Genomic DNA, 25,781 nt, shown 5'->3' with positions numbered 1-25,781 from the left:
CGTCCCGGTGCGAATTGGGGGGCTACTGGGTCGCGTCCGCCGAGGACGGCAGGGCGTCAAGCTGCCGCTGAATGGCGGCGTGGGCCGGTTCGCCCTCGGGAATGCGGGCCAGCAGCCGTTCCCAAAGGCTGCGGGCGCGGTCCACGTTGCCGTCCTTGGCCGCGCCCAGGCCGACGAAGTACAGCGCCTTCGGGTGGTCCGGCCGGGACTCCAGGAGGGTGTCGAACAGGCCGAACACCGCCTCCGGCGGGTCCGGCTCCCCGGCCGCCTGGGCGGCGGCAATCAGGGTGTCGGCGTGGCCTTCCAGCACATCCGGGTCCTCCGGCGCCTGGTCGAGCGCGCGGGCGCTGGCCGCCACGGCGTCGTCCCAGCGGCCGAGCACGCCGTAGGACTGGGCGAGGCGCATCCAGCCCTCGACGTCGTCCGGATTCTCCTCCAGGCGCGCGGCGAGCCCCTCCACCATGCCCTCGATCATGGCGCGCTCGTCCTCGGAGAAGCCCTGCCCGGGCGCGCGACCGGCGTCCGCCTCGGCCCGCATCTGCGCACCGGGGGTCGGACCGCCCTCGGCGCTCCCCCCACCCTGGGCAGAGCCCTCGGGCGCGGCGGGTGGATCGATGCGCTCCACCGGCGCGCCGGCCTCCAGGTCCAGCGGGTGGGCGGGCTTGACCGAGGCCGGCATGATCCCGTTCTGCTGCGCGACCATGCTCATGCTCTGGCGCAGCATGCCCATCCACGGGGCGTCCTGCGGCGACTCCGCCGACAGGTCGCGCCAGATGGCGAGCGCGCGCGCCGGCTCGCCGTCCTGCGCCGCCGCCATGCCCAGATAGAAGCGGGCGCGCGGCTCGGTGCGGTCGAGGCGCAGCGCCTCCAGGAACAGGCCGCGCACGCGCGGGGTCATCTGGCCCTGCTCGCTCAGCAGGCGGGATTCGGCCAGTTCGGAGATCAGGGTCGGCTGGTCCTCCGCCCCCACGCCCAGTTCGCGGGCGCGGTCCAGGGCCTCGACCGCGAGGCCGTGCTGTTCGGCGCGGCGGTAGGCCCGGCCCAGTTCGAACCACGCCTGCGCCTCTTCGGGGCGCTGCTCCACCACGGCCTGCAGCATCTCGATGGTCTCGCGCAGATCGTCGGGGAGCGCGGCCATGCTTTCCTGGGCGGCCAGGGCGATGCGCTGGGCGTGCGGCTGGCCCGGCAGCATGGGCGAGCCGATCACCAGATAGAGCGCCAGCGCCCCCATGGGCACGACCGCGATGACGCCGGCCAGGGTGGCGATGCCCCATGGCCCCTGCTCGATGGCGCGGGGAATCAGGTCCATCATGCGGATCGGGGCCGCGTCGGCCTTGGTCGCCGCGCCGTCGCCCTCGCCCTTGGCGCCGTCCGGGCCGCCGGTGGCGGCCAGCATGCGGCGCTGGACCTCCAGCCGCGCGGCGGCGGCCTGATCCTCGCTCAGCAGGCCGCGGGCCAGATCGCGGTCGATCTCGGACAACTGGTCCTTGTAGACGGTCAGGTCATACTCCGCCCGGTCCGCCGATCCGCCCTTGTCCTCGGACGTCCGGGTCAGCAGCGGGAACATCAGCATCGCCATGACCAGGGCGGAGAACAGGGCGACCATCAACCACAAGACGATCATGCCGCGCCCCCCGGTTTATGGTCATCGGAGCGACCGCCGGCGGGATCGTCGTCCAGCAGGGCGTTCAGGCGCGCCTGTTCGTCGGCGCTGAGCGGCGGCGGCGCGGCCGCCTGGGTGGCGCGGTGGCGGTAAAAGCCATAGGCGGCGGCGACCCCGCCCAGCAGGATCAGCGCCGGGCCGAACCACAGCACATAGGTGGTGGGCTTGAAGGGCGGCTTGAGCAGCACGTAGTCTCCGTAGCGATCGACGAGGTACTGTTTGACGTCCTGGTTGCTGTCGCCTTCCAGCAGGCGGTCGCGCACCAGGATGCGCATGTCCCGGGCCATGTCGGCGTTGGATTCATCGATGCTCTCGTTCTGGCAGACGACGCACCGCAGGTCCCGGCTGATCTCGCGCGCGCGCTGTTCCAGCGCGGGATCGTCCAGCATCTCGTCGGGCTGGACCGCCGCCGCCGGGCCGCCCGCGCCCAGCATCAGGGCGCCCACGAGCAGCGCGGCCGCGAGGCCCGCGCCGCGCCTGCGTCCCTGCTTCCGTCCTGCCGGTCCGGCCCGCATCGCCGGTTCTGGTCTGCCCCGTCTCATCCCTTCTGCAGGTCCTCGATCAGCGGTCTCAACGTGTTGGTCCAGGCCTCTTCCGAGATCGGGCCAACGTGCTTGTGACGGATCACGCCGTCCTTGTCGATCACGAAGGTCTCGGGCGCGCCGGTGATGCCGAACTCGATGGCGATCCGGTTGGTGGTGTCATAGCCGACGGCGTCGTACGGGTCGCCGTGCCGGCCCAGCCAGCGCAGCGTGTCCTCGGGCTGGTCCTTGAACGCGATGCCGTGCAGCGGCACCAGCCCCTCGGCCTGGATGCGCTTGAGCATGGCGTGTTCCTGCAGGCAGGCCACACACCACGAGCCGAAGAAGTTGACCAGCACCACTTCGCCCTGGATCGCGGCCGGGTCGGTCAGGGCCGGGTCCCGCCCGGGCAGACCGGGCAGGGAGAAGTCCGGCACCGGGCGGTCCAGCAGCACGGTGGGCAGCTCGCGCGGATCCTTGGTCAGGCCGACGATGAAGAACCCGATCAGGATCGCCACCACCAGAAGGGGCAGCAGGGAGACAAGGCGTCGGGTCCTCATCGCGCGGCCCCCTCGGTCGCGGGACCGCTGCCGGTCCCGGTTCCACCGCCGGCCACCATGGTGCTGGCCAGCGCCGGTTTGCGCGCGGGCGCGCCGATGCGGTGCCGCCGGTCGGAGAGAGAGACCACGCCGCCCAGTCCCATCATCAGGGCACCGTACCACAGCAGCGGCACGAACGGCTCGTAGTAGAACCGCGTGACGAACGCGCCGGGGCCCTGCTCCGGCGACGGATCGCCGATGACCGCGTAATGGTCATGCAGGAACGTGGTGTGGATGGCCGCCTCGGTGGTGTCCATGGTGCGGGTGTTGTAGCTGCGCTTCTCCGGGTCCATCCGGGCCACCACCCGGCCCTCGCCGTCCATCAGGGTCAGGTGCCCCCGGATGGCGTCGTAGTTGGGGCCCTCGACCCGCTCGGCGCCCTCGAACCGATAGACATGACCGGCCATGTCCAGCGTGTCGCCGGGTTTCATGACCTGGATGGATTCGCTCTTCCAGGCGGTGTTGCCGACCACGCCCATCACCAGGATCGCCGTGCCGGCGTGCGCCAGCGTCATGCCGTAGGCCGAGCGCGGCAGGCCGGTCGCCCGCTTCAGGCTGACCCCGGGGGCGGCGCGGAACAGGTGCACCCGCTCCGCCCACTCGATCAGGGTGCCGATCAGCAGCCACGCGCCCAGGCCCATGCCGAAGGCGGCCCCGACATGGACGAACGACCCGCCGGCGAGGATGTACGTCGCGGCGAACACCCCGGCCGCCGCCACCAGCGCCAGCCACAGGCGCTTGGCGGCCCCCAGCGCGTCGCCGCGCTTCCAGGCCAGCATGGGGGCCAGGGCCATGACGATGAGCATGGGGATCATCAGGGGCACGAACACCGCGTTGAAGAACGGCGGCCCCACCGACACCTTGCCCAGTTCCAGCGCGTCGGCGAACAGCGGGTAGAGCGTGCCCAGCAGCACGGTGGCCGCCGCCGTGCTCAGCAGCACGTTGTTGAGCAGCAGCGCGCCCTCGCGCGAGACCGGGGCGAACACCCCGCCGCTCTTCATCTGCGGCGCCCGCCAGGCGTACAGGCTGAACGAGCCCACCACGGTGATCGCCAGCAGGGCCAGGATGAACACGCCGCGCGTCGGGTCGGTGGCGAAGGCGTGCACCGAGGTGATGACGCCCGAGCGCACCAGGAACGTGCCCAGCAGCGACAGCGAGAAGGTGACGATGGCGAGCAGGATGGTCCAGCTCTTCAGGGTGTCGCGCTTCTCCACCACGATGGCCGAGTGCAGCAGCGCCGTGCCCGACAGCCAGGGGATGAACGAGGCGTTCTCGACCGGATCCCAGTACCACCAGCCGCCCCAGCCCAGTTCGTAGTAGGCCCACCAGCTTCCCAGCGCGATACCCAGGGTCAGGAAGATCCAGGCCAGCAGCGTCCACGGCCGCACCCAGCGCGCCCAGGCGGCGTCCACCCGGCCCTCGATCAGGGCGGCGATGGCGAACGAAAACGCCATCGAGAAGCCCACATAGCCCAGGTAGAGCATGGGCGGATGGAAGGCGAGCCCCGGATCCTGCAGCAGCGGGTTCAGGCCGCGTCCGTTCAGGGGCGCGGGGTCGATGCGCTCGAACGGGTTCGACGTGAACAGGATGAACAGCAGGAAGCCGACCACGATCATCGCCTGAACCGACAGGGCGCGCGACCGCAGGCCCGGCGGCAGATTGCGACCGAACAGCGTGACCGCCAGCCCGAACACGGCCAGGATCAGGATCCACAGCAGCAGCGAGCCCTCGTGGTTCCCCCACACGCCGGTGATCTTGTAGAGCAACGGCTTGTCGGTGTGGGAGTTGAGGTAGACGTTGCTGACCGAGAAGTCAGAGACGATGAAGCTGTGGGTCAGCGCGGCGAACGCCACGGCGATGGTCAGGAACAGGGCCACGGAGGCCGGCCGCGACAGGTTCATCAGGGCCAGATCGCCCCGCTGCGCGCCCACCATCGGAAAGATCGCCTGCACCATCGCGACGCACAGCGCCAGGGTCAGGGCAAAGTGACCGATCTCGGGGATCATTCAGGAGTCCTCCCGTTCGGAAACCCGGGGTGTTGTCCCCCATTCGGCCCGTGGTCCTGCGACAACCACGGGGCGGGCCGCGCCATCACGGCGTCGGTCCGGCCAGTCTTCCGTCAATCCCCGCTGACACATTGACCGAACGCGCGCCGGGACGCAAGGAAAGCCGGGCCCTCTCCGGGGCAAAGAGTTCAGGTTCACATGACGGCGCCGTCCGCACCGTCGGGGCCCGCCTCCCGAGATCCCTCGCCTCGCTGCGCTCGCTCGGGATGACAAACTCAATTCATCGGATGTCATCCTGAAGCCGCGACACGGCTGACGGATCTCGAACGCGGGTCTCCGACCCGTAGAGACGCCCTGCAACAGCGATCCCGTTACCCTGAACCTGGTGTCCCGGGGCTCCCTCTGGGGCGCTCGGTCCATCGGACGGACCGACCGCGCCCGCCGAGGGTCCGCGTGTCCCCGCGCGATCAATAGGTCGGCCCGGGCTGGCCGGATGTGCCGCCGCCGGACATTCCGTCGGCGGCGGCCTCGGCGCCGTCCGCGCCGTGTTGCCATTGACCGCTTTTCTTGAGGGCGTCGGCGACCTCCGGCGGCATATAGTTCTCGTCGTGCTTGGCCAGCACGCTGTCCGCCTGGAACAGGCCCGAGCCGGCCGTCAGCCGGCCCTCGGTCACCACACCCTGCCCGGGCCGGAACAGGTCGGGCAGAATGCCGGTGTAGGTCACCGGCACGGTGTGGACCAGATCGGTGACCACGAAGCGGACGGTCTCGCCGTCCTTCTGCACGCTGCCTTCCTCGACCAGCCCGCCCAGGCGGAAGCGCTGGCCCTCGGCCACCGGCCGTTCCTGCAGGTCGGACGGGCTATAGAAGTACAGCAGGCTGTCGCTGATGGCCGTCAGCACCAGCGCCGTGGCCGCGCCCAGGGCGAGCATGCCCAGGCCGATGAAATACAGTCGCCGTTTCTTGCGGGTCACGTGCGGCCTCCGTCGTCGGGGGATGGAGCGTCGGCGCGGCCCTCGGCCCCGCCGGTCCCTTCGCGTTCGGTTCCGGTTTCCTGAACGGTCGCCCGGCCGTCGCCCGGGGCCTTCGCCCGCCGGCGCCGGCCGCCCCCGGCGGCCTGAAGCTGGGCCAGGGTCCGCTCCTCGCGGCGCAGGCTGGCCCACACATACACGAACAAGGCGACCATGATGGCGGCCGCCACCGCATACGACGGCCACACGAACACCGCGTAGCCGTCCATGTCGAAATAGGCAATCAGGCTGTCCACTGGATCACTCGCTCTTGTCCCAACGGCCTGTCATGGCGGCCATTGACGTCCCGGTCCGCGCGGCTCACGCCCCGTGAACCGCGGCCATGCGCAGCGTGCGCACCTTGGCGGCCGCAATCTCCCGCCGCATCCCCAGCAGCAGGGTTGTCACATAATACGCCTTGAAGGCCAATGCCATGGTCAGCAGAGGGATCAGCATCGCCGTGTCGATGGCGATGCCGCTTTCGCCCATGGGGTTGACGCTCGCCGGCTGGTGCAGCGTGTTCCACCAGTCCACCGAGAACTTGATGATCGGGATGTTCACCCAGCCCACCAGGGCGAGCACGGCCGCCGCCTTGGCGCCACGCTGGCGGTCGTCGAAGGCCCCGGCCAGCGCCATGTAGCCCAGGTACAGGAACAGCAGGATCAGCATGGAGGTCAGGCGGGCGTCCCACACCCACCAGGTGCCCCACATGGGCTTGCCCCACAGCGATCCCGTGACCAGGCAGATGAAGGTGAACGCGGCCCCCACCGGCGCCGAGCACTGCGCCGCCAGATCGGCCACCGGGTGGCGCCAGATCAGCGCCACGGCGCTGGCGATGGCCATGGCCGTATAGACGAACAGGCCCATCCAGGCGGACGGAACGTGCACGTACATGATGCGCACGGTCTCGCTCTGCTGATAGTCGGGCGGCGAGAACACCAGCGCATAGGCCAGCCCGACGCCGAAGGCGAGGATCATGATCCCCGTGCTCCACGGCAGGATGGCGTTGGCGATACGCAGGAAGCGGGTCGGGTTGGCGTAGCGGTGCATGGTCGGGTCCGGCCGGGCTCGGATGGATCGGGTGTGTTCTGATGCGTTGACGGGACCTTAGCCGCAAGTCGGGGCGATTTCCAGTCGAACCGGAGGCGGGATCAAGGCAGCCTCACGACGCGGCCCCGCCCGACAGAGTCTCGCGCAGACGGTCGGCCATGGCGGCCGGGTCCTCGCCGTGCCTGAAGAACGCCGCCAGGGTGCCGTCGGGCGCCATCAGATAGGTGATGGCGCTGTGATCCAGCAGGTAGCCGATGGCGCTCTCCGGCTGCTCCACCTTGGCGTAATAGACCTTGTACGCCCGGGCGGCGGCTTCCACCTGCTCCAGACTGCCGGTCAGCCCCACCATTCTGGGATGGAAAAAGGACGCATACTCCGCCACATCGGCTGGGCGGTCGCGCTCCGGGTCCACGCTGACGAAGATCGGCTGGACCTTCTCCACCAGCGCCGGGTCGAGCTGCTCCAGCGCGGCCGTCATGGTGGACAGGCTGGTGGGGCACACGTCAGGGCAATAGGTGTAGCCGAAGTAGATCAGCAGGTACTGCCCCGGCCACGACTCTTCGGTCACCGTCTTGCCGTCGCCGTTCACCAGCGTGAACGGGCCGCCGATGGACGCGGGGCCGGAGTAGTCCCCGTCCGCCGCGGCATGGGTGGGCGCGGCCCCGTCGCCGCCCCCGCCGGTCAGGCCGAGGTGCTCCAGACGCGGCAGGATGGCGATGGCCGCCACGCCGGCGATCACCAGCGCGCCGCCCACCACCGAAAGACCCTTCACGATCCCCATGATCCCTCCGTCCCTTTCCGATCCAAGGGGCCGTCAGGCCACCAGCCCGACCGCCAGATACGCCAGCACGGCGGCGTTGATGAGCATCAGGGTCGGCACGGCCACCGCCATCGCGCCCCGGAACCGGGCCGCCGCCACCTGCCCGACCAGGCCGACCACCAGCAGGCTCGGCACCGTGGCCAGCGCGAACACGCCCATGGCCACCGCGCCCGTCAGCACCTCGCCGCTGGACGCCGCCGCCGCCAGCGCGCCGTACAGCAGGCCGCAGGGGATGAACCCCAGCATGACGCCCAGCCCGTACCCGCGCCAGCCCGTGGGGTCGCGGAACAAGGGCCGGGCGGCGTCGCCCACATGCGCCGACCACCACGCCTCCAGCCGCGAGCCGCCCGGGATCGCCACCCGCAGGCGGGGCAGCGCGTAGCCCACGAACAGCACCGCCGCCAGCACCAGCAGGGCGGCCGACAGCCAGTCCAGCAGGCCGGTGCGGGTCAGCGTGCCGGCCAGGGCCGACAGGCTGGCCCCGAGAATCATATAGGTGGTCATCCGCCCCAGATGATAGGGCGCCAGCGCCGCGCCGGTCAGCCGGTGGAATTCCCGCATGCGGTCGGCCGGCACCGACTCCAGCCGGGCCGCCGTCTGCGACAGCACGAACGGCCCGCACATCCCGGTGCAGTGCGTGAACCCGCCGGCCAGCCCGGCCAGGGCGAGACTCGCCAGCAGACCGCCCTCGTCGCCGATCACGACGTGGCAGTGCGCGAGCCCGGAGGCCAGCAGGTCCATCAGTTCGGCTTGCGGCTCCACAGTGTCATCCCTCGGTCTGGTCCCTCACCCTGCGCGGCGTCGGCGGGGTGATCCATGATGTATGTCAACGGGCGCCCCGCGATGCGGGCCGCCATCCGGTCAGTACGCCGGAACGGATGGCCGCGCGCGCGGCGCGGGGTCGAGCCGTCCGGCCAGCCAGGCGCGCGCCCGGTCGTCCGCGCCCGAGGGCAGCGGGGCGGCCGGATCGCGGATCCAGGCCGCGATGTCCTCCAGCGGCGCGACCCCGCCCAGGTCCCGCAACAGCATGTGCCAGCCGTCCCGGTAGAGCGCGGGCCGACGCAGCGGATCGGCCCCGTCTCCGGTCATGGCACGAAAGGCCGCCTCGGTCGGCGCGGACGGGATCACGTGATCGTTGACGCCGGTCAGGGCGAGCACCGGGGGCGGCACGGCCGGCGCGGCCCGCAGGGCGGCGTCCATCAGGTCCACCAGCCCCTGCACGGTGGCGGCGCGGGTGTCACGAATCATCAGCGGGTCGCGGCCCAGGCGGCGCAGCATCTCGATGTTGTCGGACGGCCAGATGTCCAGCCCCTCGCCGGAGACCCGCGCCCCGGGCGCCACGGCGGCGGTCACATCCAGCACCGCGCGATAGAGCCACGGCATGGTCTCGCGGCCCCAGACGGCGGGGGCGCACAACACCAGGGCATCCGCGTCGAGGGGTCGGTCCGGGTCGGTGGCGGCGACCATGGTCACGGCCCCGCCCATGCTCTCGCCCAGCACGACCACCGGACGGCCCGGCCAGCGGGCGCGGGCCAGCGCGACCAGATCGCGCACGTCCTGGGCCAGCCGGTCGGCCCCTGGCCAGCGGCCCCGCCCGGGCGCCCGCCCGAACCCGCGCTGGTCGGGCGCCCAGACGGCGAGTCCGCGATTGGCGAGGAACGGCCCGGCCTCGATGAAGGCGTTGGCGTAGTCGTTGAAGCCGTGCAGGGCGATCACGACCGCGCCCGGCGCCTCGGTCCGGCACCAGCGCGTCAGGGGCAGCCGCAGCCCATCCCCCGCCACGAAGGCCCCATCGGCGTCCTCCAGGCGCGGCGCCGGTCCCGGGACGGTCTCCCCCGGCGGCGGCCGCCACGGCTCGCCGGCACAGGCCGCCAGCGCGGGCGCCGCCACGGCCGCCCCCGCACTGGTCCGCAGCAGGGCGCGGCGCGTCATCCGGGCCGGAGCCTCCGTCACGGCAGCCCTCGCCGATCCCGGGGCTAGCCCTCGGCGCGGGCGGCCTCGATCATCGCCTTCAGGCGCTCCAGCGGCACGGCGCCCGGCGCCAGCTCACCGCCGATGACGAAGGCCGGCGTGCCGGTGATGCCCAGGGCCCGGGCGAGCTTGACGTTCTGGCTGAAGGTCTCGTCGATGGTCGGATCCGCCATGTCCACGCGCAACTGCTCCACGTCCAGGCCCACTTCGGCGGCGACCTGCATCACGGCGGCCTCGGACACGCCGCCGCGCATGGCCATCAGGGCGCGGTGGAATTCGGGGTACTTGCCCTGGGCGCGCGACGCCACCGCCGCGCGCGCCGCCATCACCGACTCCGGCCCCAGGATGGGCAGTTCGCGGATCACCACGCGGACATTGCCGTCGGACTCCACGGCCCGCATCAGGTCGGGGAACACGCGCTTGCAGTAGCCGCACTGGTAGTCGGAGAACTCGACCACCGTGACGTCGCCGGACGGATTGCCCAGCACGTCGGCGGCGTCGGCCGCCGTCAGGGCGTCCCGGTTCTCCTGGATGGCCGCGCGGGCGCGCGCCGCCTCTTCCTGCGCCTGCTTGTCCTGGAGGACCTCCAGGGCCATGGCGATGATCTCGGGGTTCTCCAGCAGAGTCTCGCGGACCAGCGCCCGCACCGCGTCCGCCTGGGCGTCGGTCAGGCCATCCGCCGCCCGCGCCGGTTGAGACGGCGCGGCCGTCCAGGCCACCGCCGCCATACCCAGGATGGCCAGCACTCGGGTCAGGGTTGCACGCAGTCTCATCGGTCTCCGGTCTCCCTCCTGGGCCCCGGACGCCGGGGCGCGGGGCGCGATGAACCGGACGGATCCGGCGCATCCCCCATCAGCATGACGATACGCGCTTCATAATGGGCGTTCAGGGGAAACGCCACAAGGGGACCATCCGGTCCGGAATCGACACGATCGCCGAACGACCGGACTCCGCCCCGCACCGGGTTGCGCCGCGCGCGTGAGCGGCTACCTTGGGGGCGTGGGGCGCTCGGTCGAAGCGCCGCCCCTGCCCGCGCGTCTCTCCACCGCCGCGCCTTGTCCCGTTCTACCGCCCGATCCACCGCGCCTCCGGCCGCTCCGAAGGGACGTCCGCCCCATGCAGGATACCTATACCTCCCGGCTGTCCGACCAGACCGCCCTGCCCAAGATCGACCACGATCTTCGCTTTCTCATGGACGCCTTCGCCGAGGTGCTGCGCGAGATCGGCGAGGACGCGGTGGCCGACCGCCTGCCCTGGCCGCCCGGGAACAACGGCGACGTCTCGCTGGACCTGTCGGCCGTCAACGCCTGGCCCGACGACCCGGCGGATCCGGTGGTCGAACGCTGCGTCGAGGCCCGCTCGGTCGCCTTCCAGCTTCTGCAGCAGGCCGAGGAAAACGCGCTCGCCCAGAGCCGCCGTCAGGTGGAATCGCAGGGGCCGCTGGAGGCCGATTCCGGGTCGTGGGAGCACGTGCTCGCCCGTCTGGCCCGCGACGGCTGGACCCAGGAAGAGATCGCCGCCGCACTCGCCCGCGTGCGGGTCGAGCCGGTGCTGACCGCCCACCCCACCGAGGCCAAGCGCGCCAGCGTGCTGCACCATCACCGGGTCATCTATCGCCTGATGGTGGACAGCGAAAACACCATGTGGACGCCGGGCGAGCGGGACTCCCTGCGCGAAGAGACCAAGGCCGCGCTGGAACGGCTGTGGCGCACCGGCGAGATCCTGCTGGAAAAGCCCACGGTGCAGGGCGAACTGGGCATCGTGCTGTACTTCCTGGGCGAGATGTTCCCCCAGACGCTGCCCTGGCTGAACCGCCGCCTTGAAACCGCGTGGCGCCGGGTGGGGTTTGATCCGGCGCTGCTGAACGATCCCACGCACCGCCCCACCGTCACCTTCGGGGACTGGGTGGGCGGCGACCGCGACGGCCACCCCCTGGTGACGCCGGACATCACGGCCTGGACCCTGGACCAGCTTTCGGCGCGGGCGATCGAGAACCTGCGCGACCGCCTCGGCCGCATGGCCGCCGGCCTGTCGCTGACCCTGTCGCGGCAGGTGGTGCCGCCGGCTCTGACCCGCCGCCTGACCCGCATGGCGCAGGATCTGGGGCCGGCCGCCGACGAGGCCTTCAACCGCAACCGGGGTGAGCCCTGGCGGCAGTTCGTCAACATGATGATCCTCGCCCTGCCGGACCCCTCCGGCCCGCCCGCGCCCGGCCGCTATCGCCGCGCCCGCGAGCTGCTGGCGGATCTGGAGGTGCTGGCCGACACCCTGGTGGCGTTGGGCGCACGGCGTCTCGCCGACCGGGATGTGGGGCCGGTCCACGCCATGGTGCGGTCGTTCGGGTTCCACCTGGCCACCCTCGACGTGCGCCAGAACAGCGCCTTTCACGACCGCGCGGTGGCGCAGTTGCTGGCGGCCGCCCGCATGGAAGACGCGGACTTCGCCCGCTGGGACGAACCCCGACGCGTGGACCTGCTGAACCGCGAACTGGCCTCGCCGCGCCCGTTCATGCACGACGGCACCCGAGCGGGCGCCGAGGCCGCCAGCGTCATCGGCTGCCTGCGGGTGCTGGCGCAGCGCGTGGATGAACGCGGCCCCGACGGCCTGGGGGCGCTGATCGTCAGCATGACCCGGGGCCTGTCGGACCTTCTGGCGGTGTACCTGCTGGCGCGCGAAGCCGGGCTGCTGACCTATCCCGACGGCGTGGCGGTCTGCCCGCTGCCCGTGGTGCCCCTGTTCGAGACCATCGAGGACCTGGAGAACGCCCCGGAGATTCTGGAGGCCTTCCTGGATCACCCCGTGACCCGCGCCAGCCTGGAGGCCCAGCGCCGCGACGCCGGCACCGACCGGCCGACGCAGCAGGTCATGGTGGGCTACAGCGACAGCGGCAAGGACGGCGGACTTGTGGCCGCCCAGTGGGGCCTGTTCCGCGCCCAGAGCGCCATGGTGCGAGTCGCCAACCGGCACGGCGTGCGCCTGCGCGTGTTCCACGGGCGCGGCGGCACCATCAGCCGGGGCTCGGGGCCGACGCACCGCTTCGTCCGCGCCCAGCCGCCGGGCGCCATTGATGGCGACCTGCGCCTGACCGAGCAGGGCGAGACCATCTCGCAGAAATACGCCAACGTGGTGACGGCGGCCTACAACCTGGAACTGCTGACCGCCGGCACCCTGAACGCCACCCTGCGCGCCGCCCGGCCGCGCGACGACCACGGCCTACCGCCGATCATGGACCGGCTGGCCACCGACAGCCGCAAGCGGTACCGGGAGCTTCTGGACGCCGACGGGTTCATGTCGTTCTACGCCGAGGCCACACCCATCGACGTGATCGAATCCAGCCGCATCGGCTCACGCCCGGCGCGCCGGTCGGGCCAGCGCACCCTTGAGGACCTGCGCGCCATCCCCTGGGTGTTCGCCTGGAGCCAGTCGCGCTTCCTGGTCTCGGCCTGGTTCGGCATCGGCACCGCGTTGCTGACTCTGCGGGAGAGCGACCCGGAGGGCTTCGAGCGGCTGGCCGCCTGCAAGCGGGCGACCATCACCTGGCCGCCACTGCACTACCTCATCAGCAACGCCGCCACCGGCCTGGCCAGCGCGGACCGGGACATCATGACCCGCTACGCCGGGCTGGTCCGCGACACCGAGGTGCGCGACCGCCTGCTGGGCCTGATCCTGGAGGAATACGACCGCACCCAGGCGGCGCTGGAGGCCATCTATCAGGGTCCGCTCGCGGAAAAGCGGCCGCGCGTGAACCGTGTTCTGGCTCTGCGCGGGCCGGCCCTGGAGCCGATCCACGCCCGGCAGGTCCAGTTGCTGGAGATCTGGCGCGACCTGCGCGCCGATGGCCGCGAGCACGAGGCGGACCGTTGGCTGCCGTCGCTGTTGCAGACCGTCAACGCCATTGCCGCCGGCCTGGGCGCGACGGGGTAGCAGGGCGCGGGGACGGGGAGACCGGCGTGTGCCGGACGGGCCTTGCAGCCCCGTCCGGACCGTTTTTTGGGTCTTCGCGGAAAACCGGGGTCTCGTGGTTTCCGGACCGTTGCGGCCCCCGAGACACCCCCACCCCTCCACAGTCCATGGGGAGGGAGTCCGGTCGCGTGTCATGGTCGCGGACTCCTCCCCCATTCATGGGGGAGGTTGGGAGGGGGTTCCGGCGTCCCGCACGCGGCGCACTGCCCGCCGCGCTACGGCGGTCGAGTGCGCCCTACCTGTCTTCGGGGTGGTTTCGTGCGCCCGCCTCCCGTGTGCCGGACGGGGCTTGCAGCCCCGTCCGAACCGTTTCGCCCAATGGATAGAGATGACAACGGTCCGGGCGGGCGTGCAACGCCCGCCCGGCATCACCGATTCTTGTTTTTCTCGCCGCGGCGCCCCTTTGAGGCGCGCGGCTCGGTCGAGCGGGATCACAAATACCAAGCAAACTCGTGCGGGGCGATGACGGCCTGGAACTTCTCCATCTCGATCCACTTGGTGGCCGTGTAGAGGTCCACGTATTCGTCGCCCAGATAGTCCCGCACGATGGCGCCCCGACCCATTTCCTCCAGCGCGCGCCGCCAGGTCCAGGGCAGGGCGCGGTCCACGGTCTCGCAGGCGTTGCCGGTGGCCGCCGGCCCGGGGTCCAGTCGCGCGGTGACGCCGTGATGGGCGGCGGCCAGGATGGCGGCCAGCACCAGATAGGGATTGGCGTCCGCGCCCGGCACCCGGTGCTCGATCCGGCGGGCCTCGCCACCCGACGCCGGCACCCGGAACGCCACCGAGCGGTTGTTGTAGCCCCACGACGGGTTGACCGGCACGTAGAGGTTGGGCGCGAACCGGCGATAGGCGTTGGCGTGCGGCGCGAAGATGGCCATGCTCTGGGCCATGGCGGCGCGCATGCCGCCGACCGCGTGCCGCAGCAGGGGCGCGCCCGCCTCGGTGCCGTCGTCGAACAGGTTGCGGCCATCCGCATCGGTCAGGCTCAGGTGAATGTGCATGCCGTTGCCCGCCTGATCCGGGTAGGGCTTGGACATGAACGTGGCCTCGAAGCCGTGGCGCTCCGCCACCCACTCCACCACCCGGCGCAGCAGCAGGGCGTGATCCGCCGCCCGCAGTGGATCGGGGACATGCTTCAGGTTGATCTCGAACTGCCCGGGCGCGAACTCGGAACTGGCGGTGAAGGCCGGCACGCCCTGGGCCTGACAGGCGCTTTCCACCGCGCGCAGCACGTTCTGGAAGTCGTCCAGGTCGGCCATGCCGTAGACCTGGGTCCGGGTGTCGCGCCGGCCGGTGACGGGCGAGACCGGCGGCCGCGGGGACTGGCCGGGGCCGCGCTCCGGGTCGATCAGGAAGAATTCCAGCTCCACCGCCACCGTGGCCGTCAGGCCGTCCGCCCGCAGCCGGCCCAGCACCCGCTCCAGGATGTTGCGCGGGTCCACCATGGCCGGCGCGCCGTCCTGGGTGCGCAGGGTCAGCATGACCTGGGCGCTGGGCACGTCGCCCCAGGGCACGGGGGCCAACGTGCCCGGGATCGGCGCCGCGATGCAGTCCGGATCGCCGTCCGAAAAGCCCCGGCCCAGCGGATCGTTGCAGTCCCCGGTGACATCCAGAAGCGCAATGGATTCGGGGATCTGCATCCCCTCGTCGAACAGGGTGCGGGCGTCGGCGACCGGATAGCGCTTGCCGCGCACCACACAGCACAGATCGAAGAACAGGCCATCCACATAGACGATGTCGGGATGGCGGGTGAGAAAGGACTCGAACTCGGACGACATGTTCCGTCACCCTCAAGACCCGGCGAGGTTCAGCGATCAACAGTTGGCCGGGTTGCCATGTCATGTCAATTGAATGTCGTAACCCCTCGTATGACTGTGGCATTTCGAGTCGCCCGTTGCTAGGATCAAGCGTGCGAGGCGTCTCTCGTGGTCACGAGGGAGCGGCCCGCCCCGACACATCCGCATCCAACCGCAACAGGCGAGAGCAAGGAGGCGCGTCCCCATGGCAGTCCGGAACCGTTCGGCATCGATTGCCGTGTGTCTGCTCGCCGCCGGGCTGGTGATGCCGGGCGGCCCCGTCCTGGCCCAGAGCGAGGACGCGCCGTCCGTGGCAGATGCCGCCGGCGTCCCGGCCGGCACCAGCGTCCGGCTGGGCAACTGGCGCATCCACCACATCGAGGATCTGCGCCTCGGCCAGCCCACCCTGGACCCGAAGACCGGGGCGATCTATCACCCGGTGGCCATCACCGGCACATCCATCTCGTTCTACGTGATCGGCGCCGGGGAACAGGAGCTGTGGGAGGTGCCGATCATCTGGGCCGGCACGCAGCCGACCGGCAATCGGTTCCACCGGCTGGATTACTTCGGCATCCTGGAGGACTCCGGCAGTCTCTATATCTACAGTCGTGAGACCGAGTAACCCCCAGGCGAACGGCGCCGCGTCCCGCCGTCATCGGGGCCGGCGCGCCGCCACCGGGGCGGGCGCGGCGGTCCTCCTCCTGCTGCTGGCCGGCGCGGGAGTCTTCGGCCTGCGCGCGGCCCTGCCCGTCGCCGCCCCCCTGGCCGAGCCCCCCCGCCCGGCCGCCTCTTCGCTGCCCGGCACCCGGTCGCTGACCGTCGCGGTCCAGGAGGGCGCCCTGCCCCTGTCCGGCGCCGGCCCCGACGGCCGTCCGGCGGGCGTGCATGTGACCGTCGCGCGCGCCGTGTGCGAGCGGCTGGACATTGACTGCGCGTTCGCGATCCTGCCCGCCGACCGCCTGCTGGAGGCCCTGGAAGCGGGCGCGGTGGATCTGGTGGCCGCCGATCTGGCGGTGACTCCCGACCGCGCCGCGCGGGTCCGGTTCCTCGCCCCCCATGCCCGCGTGGCCTCGCTGCTGATCGGCCGCGCCGGCCTGTGGCCGGACCTGGAGGCGCGGACGGCGCCCGACCGGCTCGCCGGGCGGGTTGTCGTGGCCGCCTCCGGCACCGATCAGGCCCGGGCCCTGGCCGACATGGACGCCCCGGGGGCCACCGTCGTTCTGGCCGAGCATCCCCGGGCCGGGCTGGACGCCCTGCACCGGGGCGAAGCTGATGCGGCCCTGCTCCCGCTCGCCATGGCCCTGTCCGAACTCGCGGAGCCGCAAGGCCGCGATCTGGTGGCGCTGGGACCGCCGCTGTCCGCCCCGCCCGCCGGTGGGGCGGCGGCGCTGGCGCTGGCATCCGGCGACCGGGGCCTGGCCGAAGCCGCCGGAACCGCCCTGGCGGCCCTGGACCGGGCCGGCGCCCTGCGCAGTCTGGTGCGCGCCGGCGGCGACCCCGTGGCCACGGTGATCCCCGCCCGCGCGCTCCCCCATGGCGCGGCAGCGTCGGAGGCCCGCCCATGACCCCCGCGCGCGACCGCTCCGACGACGAGGCGTCCACCCGTGGGGCCGGTCGGCCCCGCGTCGGGCGTCCCCGGCCGGTCCTGGGCGCCCTCGTCCTCGGCCTGCTGGCCGTCCTGCTGCTGGCCGGCCCGAGCGCCCTGGTGGGCTGGCGGCTGCTGGAGACCGAGGCCCGGACCGCAACCATGCCGGCGGTCCACCACGCGGCCCTCGACCATGCCACCGTCGCCCGCGCCGCCGAGGGCCTGCGCGGCCTGACCCGCCAGATCCGGCATGCCGCGCCGGGGCCGTCGGGGGCGGAGGCCCGCCGTCAGGCCCTGGCCCGGCTGCGCGTGCTGACCGCCGATCCCCTGTGGCGCGCGGGCCTGCCGCCGGACTTCGGCGTCGCCCTGGAGACCGCCACCGCCGCCGCCGCCCGACTCGCCACGGCCAGCGCGCGCCAAACGCTGTGGCATGCCCTGATCGCCGCCGCCCTGGACCGGCTGGAGCGGCTCGCCCAAAGCGCGCCCACACCCGGGCCGACGGTGGACGCGGACGACGCCGCGCCCGGTCGCGCGGTCCTGCTGGCGCGTCTGCACGCGGTGCTGGCGCAGGCGGGCGCCGCCTCCGGGCCGGCCCTGTCCGTGCTGGAGGCCGACGCCCGACGGCTGGCCGCGCGCGCCATCGCCGCCGGACCGGACCCCGATGCGCCGCGCCTCGGCGGCTCGCCCTTCGCGATCCACGGCGCGATCGCCGAGGCCCTCGACATCCCCGCCTATCGCCGCGCCGACCTGTCCGATCAGGTCACCCGCGATACCCTGTGGGCGCAGGCCGACGGCGCCCTCGCCCGCGCCGCCGACATCGCCCTTCAGGCCGCCGAGACCGGCCTGCGCGGCGCGGACGGTGTCCTGTCCGCCGAGACGGCGCGGCTGCGGGCCGCGCTGCTGGCGCTGGGACTCGCCGGGACGGCGGTGCTTCTGGCCGTGGGCTGGATCGCGCTCGCCGGCCACGCCCGGCCGCTGGCGCGGCTGGTGGCCCGCGCCCGGGCGCTCGGCTTCGAGCCCGCCAACCGACCGGCCGTGGGCGAAAGCGCCTCCTGGGCCACGCTGGAGCGGCTGGTCACGGCCACCGAAGCCGACGCGGCCGTGGACCGCGCCGCCCGCGATGCCGAGGCCGATGCGCGGCGCGATCAGGAAACCCTCTCCGGGGCGCTGCTGGGCGCGGCGCCGGAAGCGGTGGTCGGCCGCAATCTCGCCGAGGCGGCGCGGGTGCTGGATGGCCTGCTGGATGCCGTGCGCGCCCAGGCCACCCTGGCCCGGAGCGAGGCCCGCCTGCTGTCCACCCCCGGCGGCGGTCGGCGCGACGACGTGTCGTCGGAACGGGCGGCGCTGGCCGCCCATCTGGTGGGCGAGGCCTGCGCGGCGTTGGCCGACCAGGCGGGCGAGGCCGCGCACCTGGTCTCGGCCCTGCGGCTGATGTCGTCGCCCGAGGCGGGTGGGCGCGGCCGCGCGCCCCTCGCCATGGACCGGGTGATGCGCGAGGTGGCCACCGTCCTGACGCCCCGGCTGGCCTCTCGCGGCGTGCGGCTGGACCTGCGCTGTCCCATGTCGGCCACGGTGGAGGCCGCGCCGGGGATCCTCACCGCCGTGGTCTGCTACATCATCGAGGCCGCCATGCTGCGCGCCGAGGATGCCGTGGACCGCACCGCCGACGCCCCCACGTTCCCGCTGTCCGGCATCGTCGTGGATGTCGCGCTGGGCAGCGACGCCCGCGTGCGGCTGACCATCGACGACGACGGGCCGATGCCGGCCGAGGGCCTGCTCGCCCTGATCCACCCGCCGCGCATGGCGCGCGGTCTGCGGCGCGCGCCCGAGCGGCTGGCCCACGCCCTGCGCGAGGCCCCGGACGCCGCCGCCCTGCTGCTGGCGGACGGTCTGGCGCGCGCCGCCCTGGGCGAGGCCCTGGACATCGTCGAGGGCGCGGGGCGGGGCACCCGGGTGTCGCTGTCCCTGCCGCTGCAGGCCGGCGACGGCCCCGACGACTCGCTCCCGCCGGACTGGACCCGCGACGACAGCGGCGAGGACCCCGGCCTGCCGATGATCCGCACCGGCCTCACCCGAGGGTGACCCGGGTCTCCAGCGCCGCCGGGTGGTCGAGCAGGATCATCGGGCCGTTGGTGGCGAACAGCCAGCCGCGCACCTGGATGAACTGGCGGCGCAGCTCCAGCAGGTCGGCCACCCGGAAGCCGATCCGCGACGGCCGGTCGATGCGCACCGTAAAATCCCGCCGCCAGTCGTCGCCGTAGTTCAGATAGATCCGCCCGCGCACCTTGGCCGCGTCCCGCACCGTGCCGCGCACGATCTGGAAGGTCCCGAGCCAGGGCCACGTCGCGCCCGGCGCACGGGGGCGATAGAGCGGATCGCGCCACAGGCCCCGGCCGGCGCGGCGGGCCGCGGCCTCGACGCTCAGCAGCGCAGGCGCGCCCGCCGCCGCCCCCGGCATGGTCGCCACCCGGGCCAGACCGGCGGCCAGCAGGCCGGCTTGCAGCCACGGACCGTCCGACCCGCCCACGCGGACCTGCGCCAGCCCCCGCCCGTGCCGATCGCGGGCGACCTCGGGACTCCACAGCGCCACGGAGGCCCCCACGGCCCGAGCCGCCAGCCACGCCCGCGCGGCCTCGGCATAGGCCGTCACCCGCGCGGTCTCCGCCGCCGTCGCGCCCTCCGGCAGGTCCGCCGGATCGGGCAGGCGGAGCGCGCACAGCCGCACCCGGCGGCCGTCCTCCAGGATCAGGCTGGCGTCGCGCCCCAGCGCGCGCACACGCCCGCCCGGCTCCGGCTCCAGGTCGCGGGCCGGCGCGCCGCCCCGGGCGCCGCCCGGCCGCAGCGCGATCCAAGCCGCAGCCCCCGCCAGCACCGACCGGCGCCCGCAGGCGGTCGATATCGCTGCGGGCCGCTTGATCCCTCCCGTGCCTTCGCCATGTATCATCTGGACGCATTCTAAAGGATCTGGCCAACCGGCAGGGCCGAACGGGTTTCCGCGAGCCCCGCCCCATCCACAACCATACGCATGTCCGGGAGAGACGACCATGCTCGATGACACCCAGATCGGCCGCCGCACCGTCATGAAGGGCCTCGCCGGGGCCTCGTTCGCCGCCGTGCTCGCCGATCCGATCCTGGCCCGCGCCGCCGCCTCGGAGACCGAGACCGTCACCCTCACCCTGTCATCCGGCAAGACCGTCTCGGCCGCCCTGGCCCTGCCCGAGACCCTGCCCGCGCCCACGGTCATGCTGATCCACGAGTGGTGGGGCCTGAACGACCAGATCAAGGCCACGGCGCGCGAGTACGCCGCCAACGGCTATGTGGCGCTGGCCATTGACCTGATGGACGGGTCCGTGGCGACCACACCCGACGAGGCCCGCGCCCAGATGCAGGCCGTGGACGGGGCCGACGCCACCGAGACCTGCACCGCCTGGATGGACTGGCTGCGCGCCCACGAGGCCGGGACCGGCACCCTGGCGACGGTGGGCTGGTGCTTCGGCGGCGGCTGGTCGCTGAACGCCTCGCTGGCGGCGCCGGCGGACGCCACGGTGATCTACTACGGCCGTCTGGTGCAGGAGGCGGAGCCGCTCAAGGCCCTCAAGGGGCCGGTGCTGGGCCACTTCGCCACCCAGGACGGGTTCATCAACGCCGAGATGGTGGGTGGCTTCGAAGCCGCCATGGCCGAGGCCGGCAAGGCCGACAGCCTGACGGTGCACTGGTACGAAGCCGACCACGCCTTCGCCAACCCGTCGGGCGGGCGCTATGACGAAGAGGACGCGCGCCTGTCCTGGTCGCGCACCCTCGCCTTCCTCGCCCAGCACCTGAAGGCGTGATGCGGCCCGTGGCGAGTCCATACGCTGGGGTGATCGGGTGACGACACGTTTGGCGAACGGCGAGACGTCGTAGGGCGGGGCACCCCGCCCTTCGCGCCAGACCCCCCTCCCAACCTCCCCCATGGAATGGGGCGGGTTGGGGAGGGGGTGTTCCGGTGGCCGCCATGGGCCAGACACCACGCGACCCCGGTGTTCCGAGATGAACCGGATTCGTCCGGGTCCTCGCCGATCAGCAAGAAGACCGAAGGGTTCTGGACTTGCCGCCCCGTTTCTTGCACCGTCTGGCGATGAGAAACGGGGCGTGACGATGGGGCGGCAACCGGATCGACTGACCAGGGACGGGCGGCGTCCGCCGCTCGCCCTCAACGACCCGCGCGCGGTGGACGCGGCGCTGCGGGCGGCGGTGGGCCAGCTCGACGCCGTGCTGGCCGAACAGGAGAAAGCCGCCACCCGGATCCTGGGCCTCGCCGAACTGCTGATGGCGCGCGAGCCCGATCCCGCCACCCGGCTGCGGATCGAGGCCATCATGGAATCCTGCGCCTTTCAGGACGTGGCCGGCCAGCGCGTGCGGCGGGTGCGTGGCCTGCTGTCGCGGCTGACCACGCTGAAGGCCGGCGCCCTGCGGTTGACGGACCGGCCGGTGGAGACCCCAACGGACACGGCCGGCGCGGCCCCGGAGGCCGAGTCCATCAGCACCAGTCAGGGCGGCCTGACCCAGGCGGACGTGGACCGCCTGCTCGGCAAGGGCGGGACCTGACCCTGCCGGGAGACATCCCAACGGCATCTAACGATGGCCGTTGGACGCCGTGGCCGGCCGGGGCGGCGGAGGCAATGAAGCGGACGACTCCGGCTCATTGCCGATCCAGATCAGAACAGATGACCGCTGCGGCGGGCCTTGGCGCGCAGATAGCCCACGTTGTGGGCGTTGGCGGGGAAGGTGTGCGGCACCCGCTCCGTCACCTCGATGCGGTGGCGAGCCAGGGCGCTGATCTTGCGCGGATTGTTGGTCATCAGCCGGACCCGCTGGAACCCCAGGTGGCGCAGCATCTCGGCGGCGGGGGAGTAGATGCGCTCGTCGTCGTCGAAGCCGAGCTGCTCGTTGGCGTCCACGGTGTCGAAGCCGCCGTCCTGCAGGCGGTAGGCCCGCAGCTTGTTCACCAGCCCGATGCCGCGTCCTTCCTGCGCCAGATAGAGCAGCACGCCCGCGCCCTGCTCGGCGATGGCCAGGATCGCCCCGCGCAACTGTTCGCCGCAGTCGCAGCGCAGCGAGCCCAGCAGGTCGCCCGTGAAGCACTCGGAGTGCAGACGGGTCAGCACCGGCTGATCCGGATCGGGCCGGCCGATCACGATGGCCAGATGCTCGATGCCGCCGTCCACGGGGCGGAAGGCGACGACGCGGGTGTCCTCGGCGCCGTCAAGGGGCACGCGGGCCTCGCCCACCGGCCGGAGGGCGCGGGCGGCGGCCTCGTGATGCTCCAGGATGTCCTCGGCGGCCACGGCCACCAGATCGTGTTCGGCGGCCCAGGCGGCGGCCTCCAGCGCCGGCCCCGGGCACGGCGCGGCCAGAGTCGCGGGCAGCAGGCGCGCCAGCTTGGCCAGGGTCACACTCGCCCCCGCCCCGCTGTCCGGCGGCAGCGGCTCCACGGTGGTGCCGGCCGGCGGATGGGTGGGCTCCTCCCGATCGGGATCGGCCAAATGGTCCAACTGGTCCACGGTCAGCGGCCCGGGCAGGGTCAGGCGCACCGGCTCCGACCCGGGCGCGGCCAGCCGCAGCACGGAGGCCCGGCGCGCCGTGACCAGCAGCGCCGGCGTGCTGCCGGCCAGGGCGGTCAGCCGGGCCACGATACCGTCGTCCAGGCCCTCGGCCGAGACGCAGACCACCGCATCCCCCGGGCCGATCACCACCACGGGCGCACCGCGCCGCAATTCGGCGACAGCGCGGCCGACCCGGTCGAGGGCCGTGACCGCGTAGGGAGAGAGGAGGTCGGACCCCTCGCGCAGGGTCTCCAGCGAAAGGGGGCGCGGAACCGGACTCATGACCAGGAAGCTGCCTCTGATCGGGGCCGCCCGGCGACCCCGCGCAAGGACTGGCGACGGCGCCCGGAACGGACTAAGAAGAGGCCATGAGAGGTAAGCAAGGATCGCCCGGGACGCAAGAGCCCAGCGCGCCGGGACCGGCCCCCGGATCGGTTTCGGGACCGGCAGGTGCCGCCGAGTCGGGTCGTGAGCCCCCCCGTCTGTTGCTGATCGACCCCCTGGACGCGCCCCGCCGCGCCCTGGCCCGTCAGCTCGTCACCCACCTGGGCGCGGCCGCGCTCACCGAGGCCCGATCGGTGGCCGACGCCCTGACGGCCGCGCCGCCGGGCGACCCCGCGCCCTGGGACGCGGTCGTGGTCTCCGCCACCGACGGGGCGGCGGCCGGGGCCGCCATCGCGGCGATGCGGACCGCCCTGCCCGCCCTGCCCGTGCTGGTCATGGCTCCGCCGGACGAGGCGGGGCGCGGGACCGCCGCCGACTGGCCGGCGGGTGTGGTCCGGGTGGACCGGCCGGCGCGGCTGGCGACGCTGGCGGCCGCCTTGCGGGATCTGCTTCAGGGCGCCGCCGCGCCCACCCCCGCGGGCTTTGCGCTCGGGCCGTTCCTGTGCAACCCGTCGGGCCGCCTGATGACGGACCGGGCCTCGGGCCGCACCGTCTCGCTGACGGAAAAGGAAGCGGCCATCCTGGATTGCCTGCATGCCGCGGCCGCCCCCGTGTCGCGCGACAGCCTGCTGGCGGAGGTCTGGGGCTATGCCGACGGCGTGGCCTCGCACACCCTGGAAACGCATATCCACCGCCTGCGCCGCAAGATCGAGCGCGACCCGCGCGAACCGGCGTTGCTGGTCAAGGATACGGCGGGTTACCGCCTGGGCGGGTAGTGGCCTCGCGCCCCACCCGGTTCCGATGCGGAAACCCGACGGGGCACGCCGCTGAACCGTTCCGGGTTTGTCGGTGTGGACGGCCCAACAAACCCGGAACGGTTCAACGGGGGGCTCACTGCAGCACCGCGTGGGGCAGCCACATGACAATGTCCGGCTGCCAGATCAGCAAAGCCAGGACCAGCGCCTGCACCGCGACGAAGGGGATGATGCCCCGGTAGACGGCGCGCATGCTCACCATGTCGCGCGCCGCGCCCTTCAGATAGAACAGCGCGAACCCGAACGGCGGCGTCAGGAACGAGGTCTGCAGGTTCACCGCCACCAGCACCGTAAACCAGTAGATCAGGTCGGCCTTGGGGATGTGGTCGCCCAGGTCCATCAGGGCCACCAGCGGCGCGAAGATGGGCAGCAGGATCAGCGTGATCTCGATCCAGTCGAAGAAGAAGCCCATCACGAAGACCATCAGCATCATGGTGACCAGCAGGCCCCAACTGCCCAGGTCCAGCGCGTTGGCCGCGCCGACGATGAAGTGCTCGCCGCCGAGCTGGCGGAACACGAACGAAAACGCCGTCGCCGCCACGAAGATGAAGAACAGCATGGCGATGGTGCGCAAGGACCCGTCGATGGCCTCGCCCAGCACCCGCAGGCCCAGCCGGCCGCGCAGCAGCCCCAGCGCCAGCGCGGCGAAGGCGCCCACACCGGATGCTTCGGTGGGGCTCGCGAACCCGCCGATGATGGACCCCAGCACGGCCACGATCAGGCACAGCGGCAGCGCCAGCGAGACGAACACCTCGCGGCCCAATCCCCGGCGCTCTTCGGCGGTCAGGGGCGCGGCCGGCGGCGCCGTGCCCGGACTGAGCACCGCCCGGCCCGTCACATAGGCCATGTAGGCCGCCGCCAGCACCAGCCCGGGGATGAAGGCGGCCACGAACAGCTTGGCCAGATTGAGCGACAGCAGGTCGCTCATGAACACCAGCATCACCGACGGCGGGATGAGAATGCCCAGGGTCCCGGCGCTCGCCACCGTGCCCGAGGCCACGGACGGAGCATAGCCGGCGCGCAGCATGGTGGGCAGCGCCATGACCGTCAGCATGACCACCGAGGCCCCGATGATCCCGGTCGCCGCCGCCAGGATGGTGCCCATCACCACCACCGCCAGCGCCAGCCCGCCCGGCACCCGCCGCAGCACCTTCTGCAGAGCGCCCAGCAGGTCCTCGGCGATGGCGGTCTTTTCCATCACCACGCCCATGAAGATGAACATGGGCGCGGCCACCAGCACCGCGTTGTCGATGACGCCACCGAACATGCGGGCCGGGAACAGCGAGAAGTGGACCCAGCGCATTTCGCCCAGGGCCAGGGCGATGGCGGCGAACACAGCCGTGACCGACAGCAGCACCACCGGCACCGGCAGGGTGGAGAACAGCCCCACCACCAGCGAGACGAACATCAGTCCCGGCAGCACCCCGATCAGCGTGTCCACAGGTCGCCCTTCTCGAACGGAGAGTCCAGCAGGTCGGGCCGACGGAGGACCACGATCATGCGCAGCGCGACCGACAGCGCCCCCAGGCTGGTCAGGATCGCCGAGACGGGCACGGCGGACTTGATGATCCAGCGGTTGGGCAGGCCCAGCCCGCCGCGCGAGCCCTCGCCGCGCACGAAGGCGCGTTCGGCGAACTCGTAGCCGTACCAGGCCAGCACCATCAGGAACGGGATCACCAGACAGAGGATGGCCGCGACCTCCAGCCACAGCTTCAGGCGCGGCGGGATTTTGTGCCCCACCACGTCGATGCGCACGTGCGCGTCGCGGGTGTAGGCGTAGCCGAAGGCCAGCACGGCGATGGCGCCGTGCAGGTGCCACTGCAGCTCCTGCAACGCATAGGAGCCGGTCGAAATGAAGTTGCGGCCGATCACGTCGTACATGATGACCAGGGTCAGCACGACCAGCAGCGACCCCGCCCCCATGGCGACGACCTGACAGAGGCGCGACAGCACGGCGGCGAGGCGAAGGCAGACCAGCATGGTTGGGTCCCGGTGGGGACGGACGGCGGAGGG

At 72.5% G+C, this 25,781-nt stretch carries 23 protein-coding genes; 7 read left to right on the top strand and 16 right to left on the bottom strand.

Translation table 11 applies throughout. The annotated features are described in order from the left end of the window. Positions 1-22: 22 nt before the first annotated feature. The 11 genes from ccmI to GHC57_RS06220 all read right to left on the bottom strand — a co-directional run bounded on the left by ccmI (position 23) and on the right by GHC57_RS06220 (position 10,413). On the bottom strand, positions 23-1,624 hold the full coding sequence (gene ccmI / locus GHC57_RS06270; protein ID WP_153342303.1) for a c-type cytochrome biogenesis protein CcmI: 1,602 nt from the start codon (positions 1,622-1,624) through the stop codon (positions 23-25). Then, entirely contained in the window at positions 1,621-2,205 is a 585-nt protein-coding gene (locus GHC57_RS06265; protein WP_343031124.1) for a cytochrome c-type biogenesis protein, read from the bottom strand. Before GHC57_RS06265 ends, ccmI begins: the two co-directional genes overlap by 4 nt. Beyond that, positions 2,202-2,744: a DsbE family thiol:disulfide interchange protein gene (locus GHC57_RS06260; RefSeq protein ID WP_153342301.1), complete on the bottom strand. Its 543-nt coding sequence runs from the start codon at positions 2,742-2,744 to the stop codon at positions 2,202-2,204. Before GHC57_RS06260 ends, GHC57_RS06265 begins: the two co-directional genes overlap by 4 nt. After that, a complete protein-coding gene (locus GHC57_RS06255) occupies positions 2,741-4,789 on the bottom strand; it encodes a heme lyase CcmF/NrfE family subunit (protein WP_153342299.1) in 2,049 nt (682 codons plus the stop codon). Before GHC57_RS06255 ends, GHC57_RS06260 begins: the two co-directional genes overlap by 4 nt. Before the next feature lie 467 nt (positions 4,790-5,256). After that, positions 5,257-5,763 (bottom strand): cytochrome c maturation protein CcmE, encoded by a 507-nt coding sequence (gene ccmE, locus GHC57_RS06250; RefSeq protein WP_170294721.1) that lies wholly within the window; start codon positions 5,761-5,763, stop codon positions 5,257-5,259. After that, positions 5,760-6,056 (bottom strand): heme exporter protein CcmD, encoded by a 297-nt coding sequence (gene ccmD, locus GHC57_RS06245; RefSeq protein ID WP_153342297.1) that lies wholly within the window; start codon positions 6,054-6,056, stop codon positions 5,760-5,762. The genes ccmE and ccmD overlap by 4 nt, the downstream gene beginning before the upstream one ends. A 64-nt stretch (positions 6,057-6,120) precedes the next feature. After that, on the bottom strand, positions 6,121-6,849 hold the full coding sequence (locus GHC57_RS06240; RefSeq protein WP_153342295.1) for a heme ABC transporter permease: 729 nt from the start codon (positions 6,847-6,849) through the stop codon (positions 6,121-6,123). Between the two features lie 112 nt (positions 6,850-6,961). Further along, positions 6,962-7,630 (bottom strand): SCO family protein, encoded by a 669-nt coding sequence (locus GHC57_RS06235; protein WP_153342293.1) that lies wholly within the window; start codon positions 7,628-7,630, stop codon positions 6,962-6,964. Positions 7,631-7,663: 33 nt separating this feature from the next. Then, positions 7,664-8,431: an urease accessory protein UreH domain-containing protein gene (locus tag GHC57_RS06230; RefSeq protein ID WP_170294720.1), complete on the bottom strand. Its 768-nt coding sequence runs from the start codon at positions 8,429-8,431 to the stop codon at positions 7,664-7,666. Positions 8,432-8,530: 99 nt separating this feature from the next. Continuing rightward, complete coding sequence (locus tag GHC57_RS06225) at positions 8,531-9,601, bottom strand: alpha/beta hydrolase (protein WP_153342291.1); 1,071 nt, start codon at positions 9,599-9,601, stop codon at positions 8,531-8,533. Between the two features lie 44 nt (positions 9,602-9,645). Beyond that, positions 9,646-10,413 carry a DsbA family protein gene (locus GHC57_RS06220; RefSeq protein ID WP_153342289.1) on the bottom strand — a complete coding sequence of 256 codons (768 nt, stop codon included), beginning with the start codon at positions 10,411-10,413 and terminating at the stop codon, positions 9,646-9,648. Positions 10,414-10,756: 343 nt separating this feature from the next. On the opposite strand from GHC57_RS06220, the gene GHC57_RS06215 reads away from it, so the two are divergent. Further along, on the top strand, positions 10,757-13,564 hold the full coding sequence (locus GHC57_RS06215) for a phosphoenolpyruvate carboxylase (protein WP_153342287.1): 2,808 nt from the start codon (positions 10,757-10,759) through the stop codon (positions 13,562-13,564). Positions 13,565-14,034: 470 nt separating this feature from the next. Here GHC57_RS06215 and GHC57_RS06210 read toward each other — a convergent pair whose 3' ends face one another. After that, the gene (locus tag GHC57_RS06210) at positions 14,035-15,381 is read right to left on the bottom strand and encodes a glutamine synthetase family protein (protein ID WP_153342285.1); all 1,347 of its coding nucleotides are present in this window, start codon (positions 15,379-15,381) and stop codon (positions 14,035-14,037) included. Between the two features lie 223 nt (positions 15,382-15,604). On the opposite strand from GHC57_RS06210, the gene GHC57_RS06205 reads away from it, so the two are divergent. The 3 genes from GHC57_RS06205 to GHC57_RS06195 are packed head-to-tail and all read left to right on the top strand — an operon-like array spanning position 15,605 to position 19,066. Continuing rightward, positions 15,605-16,021, top strand: coding sequence for a hypothetical protein (locus GHC57_RS06205; protein ID WP_153342283.1), 417 nt, complete (start codon positions 15,605-15,607; stop codon positions 16,019-16,021). Further along, complete coding sequence (locus GHC57_RS06200; RefSeq protein ID WP_153342282.1) at positions 16,008-16,964, top strand: transporter substrate-binding domain-containing protein; 957 nt, start codon at positions 16,008-16,010, stop codon at positions 16,962-16,964. The genes GHC57_RS06205 and GHC57_RS06200 overlap by 14 nt, the downstream gene beginning before the upstream one ends. Further along, entirely contained in the window at positions 16,961-19,066 is a 2,106-nt protein-coding gene (locus tag GHC57_RS06195) for a HAMP domain-containing histidine kinase (protein ID WP_153342280.1), read from the top strand. The genes GHC57_RS06200 and GHC57_RS06195 overlap by 4 nt, the downstream gene beginning before the upstream one ends. Here the strand turns inward: GHC57_RS06195 and GHC57_RS06190 are convergent. Next, on the bottom strand, positions 19,053-19,928 hold the full coding sequence (locus GHC57_RS06190; RefSeq protein WP_170294719.1) for a thermonuclease family protein: 876 nt from the start codon (positions 19,926-19,928) through the stop codon (positions 19,053-19,055). The two genes, GHC57_RS06195 and GHC57_RS06190, sit on opposite strands and share 14 nt — an antisense overlap. Before the next feature lie 100 nt (positions 19,929-20,028). Between GHC57_RS06190 and GHC57_RS06185 the strand changes: the two genes are divergently transcribed. Together GHC57_RS06185 and GHC57_RS06180 are read left to right on the top strand one after the other, a co-directional pair. Continuing rightward, a complete protein-coding gene (locus GHC57_RS06185; protein WP_153342276.1) occupies positions 20,029-20,814 on the top strand; it encodes a dienelactone hydrolase family protein in 786 nt (261 codons plus the stop codon). Between the two features lie 307 nt (positions 20,815-21,121). After that, a complete protein-coding gene (locus GHC57_RS06180; protein ID WP_246152168.1) occupies positions 21,122-21,571 on the top strand; it encodes a hypothetical protein in 450 nt (149 codons plus the stop codon). A 110-nt stretch (positions 21,572-21,681) separates the two neighbouring features. On the opposite strand, the gene ribA is transcribed toward GHC57_RS06180, so the two are convergent. Further along, positions 21,682-22,851 (bottom strand): GTP cyclohydrolase II, encoded by a 1,170-nt coding sequence (gene ribA, locus GHC57_RS06175; RefSeq protein WP_153342271.1) that lies wholly within the window; start codon positions 22,849-22,851, stop codon positions 21,682-21,684. A gap of 203 nt (positions 22,852-23,054) precedes the next feature. On the opposite strand from ribA, the gene GHC57_RS06170 reads away from it, so the two are divergent. After that, positions 23,055-23,729, top strand: a complete 675-nt coding sequence (locus GHC57_RS06170; RefSeq protein ID WP_153342269.1) for a winged helix-turn-helix domain-containing protein — start codon at positions 23,055-23,057, stop codon at positions 23,727-23,729. Positions 23,730-23,844: 115 nt separating this feature from the next. Here GHC57_RS06170 and GHC57_RS06165 read toward each other — a convergent pair whose 3' ends face one another. After that, a complete protein-coding gene (locus tag GHC57_RS06165) occupies positions 23,845-25,209 on the bottom strand; it encodes a TRAP transporter large permease (RefSeq protein WP_343031123.1) in 1,365 nt (454 codons plus the stop codon). After that, positions 25,197-25,748 carry a TRAP transporter small permease subunit gene (locus GHC57_RS06160; RefSeq protein ID WP_153342267.1) on the bottom strand — a complete coding sequence of 184 codons (552 nt, stop codon included), beginning with the start codon at positions 25,746-25,748 and terminating at the stop codon, positions 25,197-25,199. Before GHC57_RS06160 ends, GHC57_RS06165 begins: the two co-directional genes overlap by 13 nt. Between the last annotated feature and the right edge of the window lie 33 nt (positions 25,749-25,781).

Origin of the sequence: Roseospira navarrensis (genome assembly GCF_009601025.1) — a bacterium.
Lineage (GTDB): Bacteria > Pseudomonadota > Alphaproteobacteria > Rhodospirillales > Rhodospirillaceae > Rhodospira > Rhodospira navarrensis.
The sequence above is the reverse complement of the archived record's forward strand: the minus strand, read 5'-3'. Positions and strand labels throughout refer to the sequence as shown.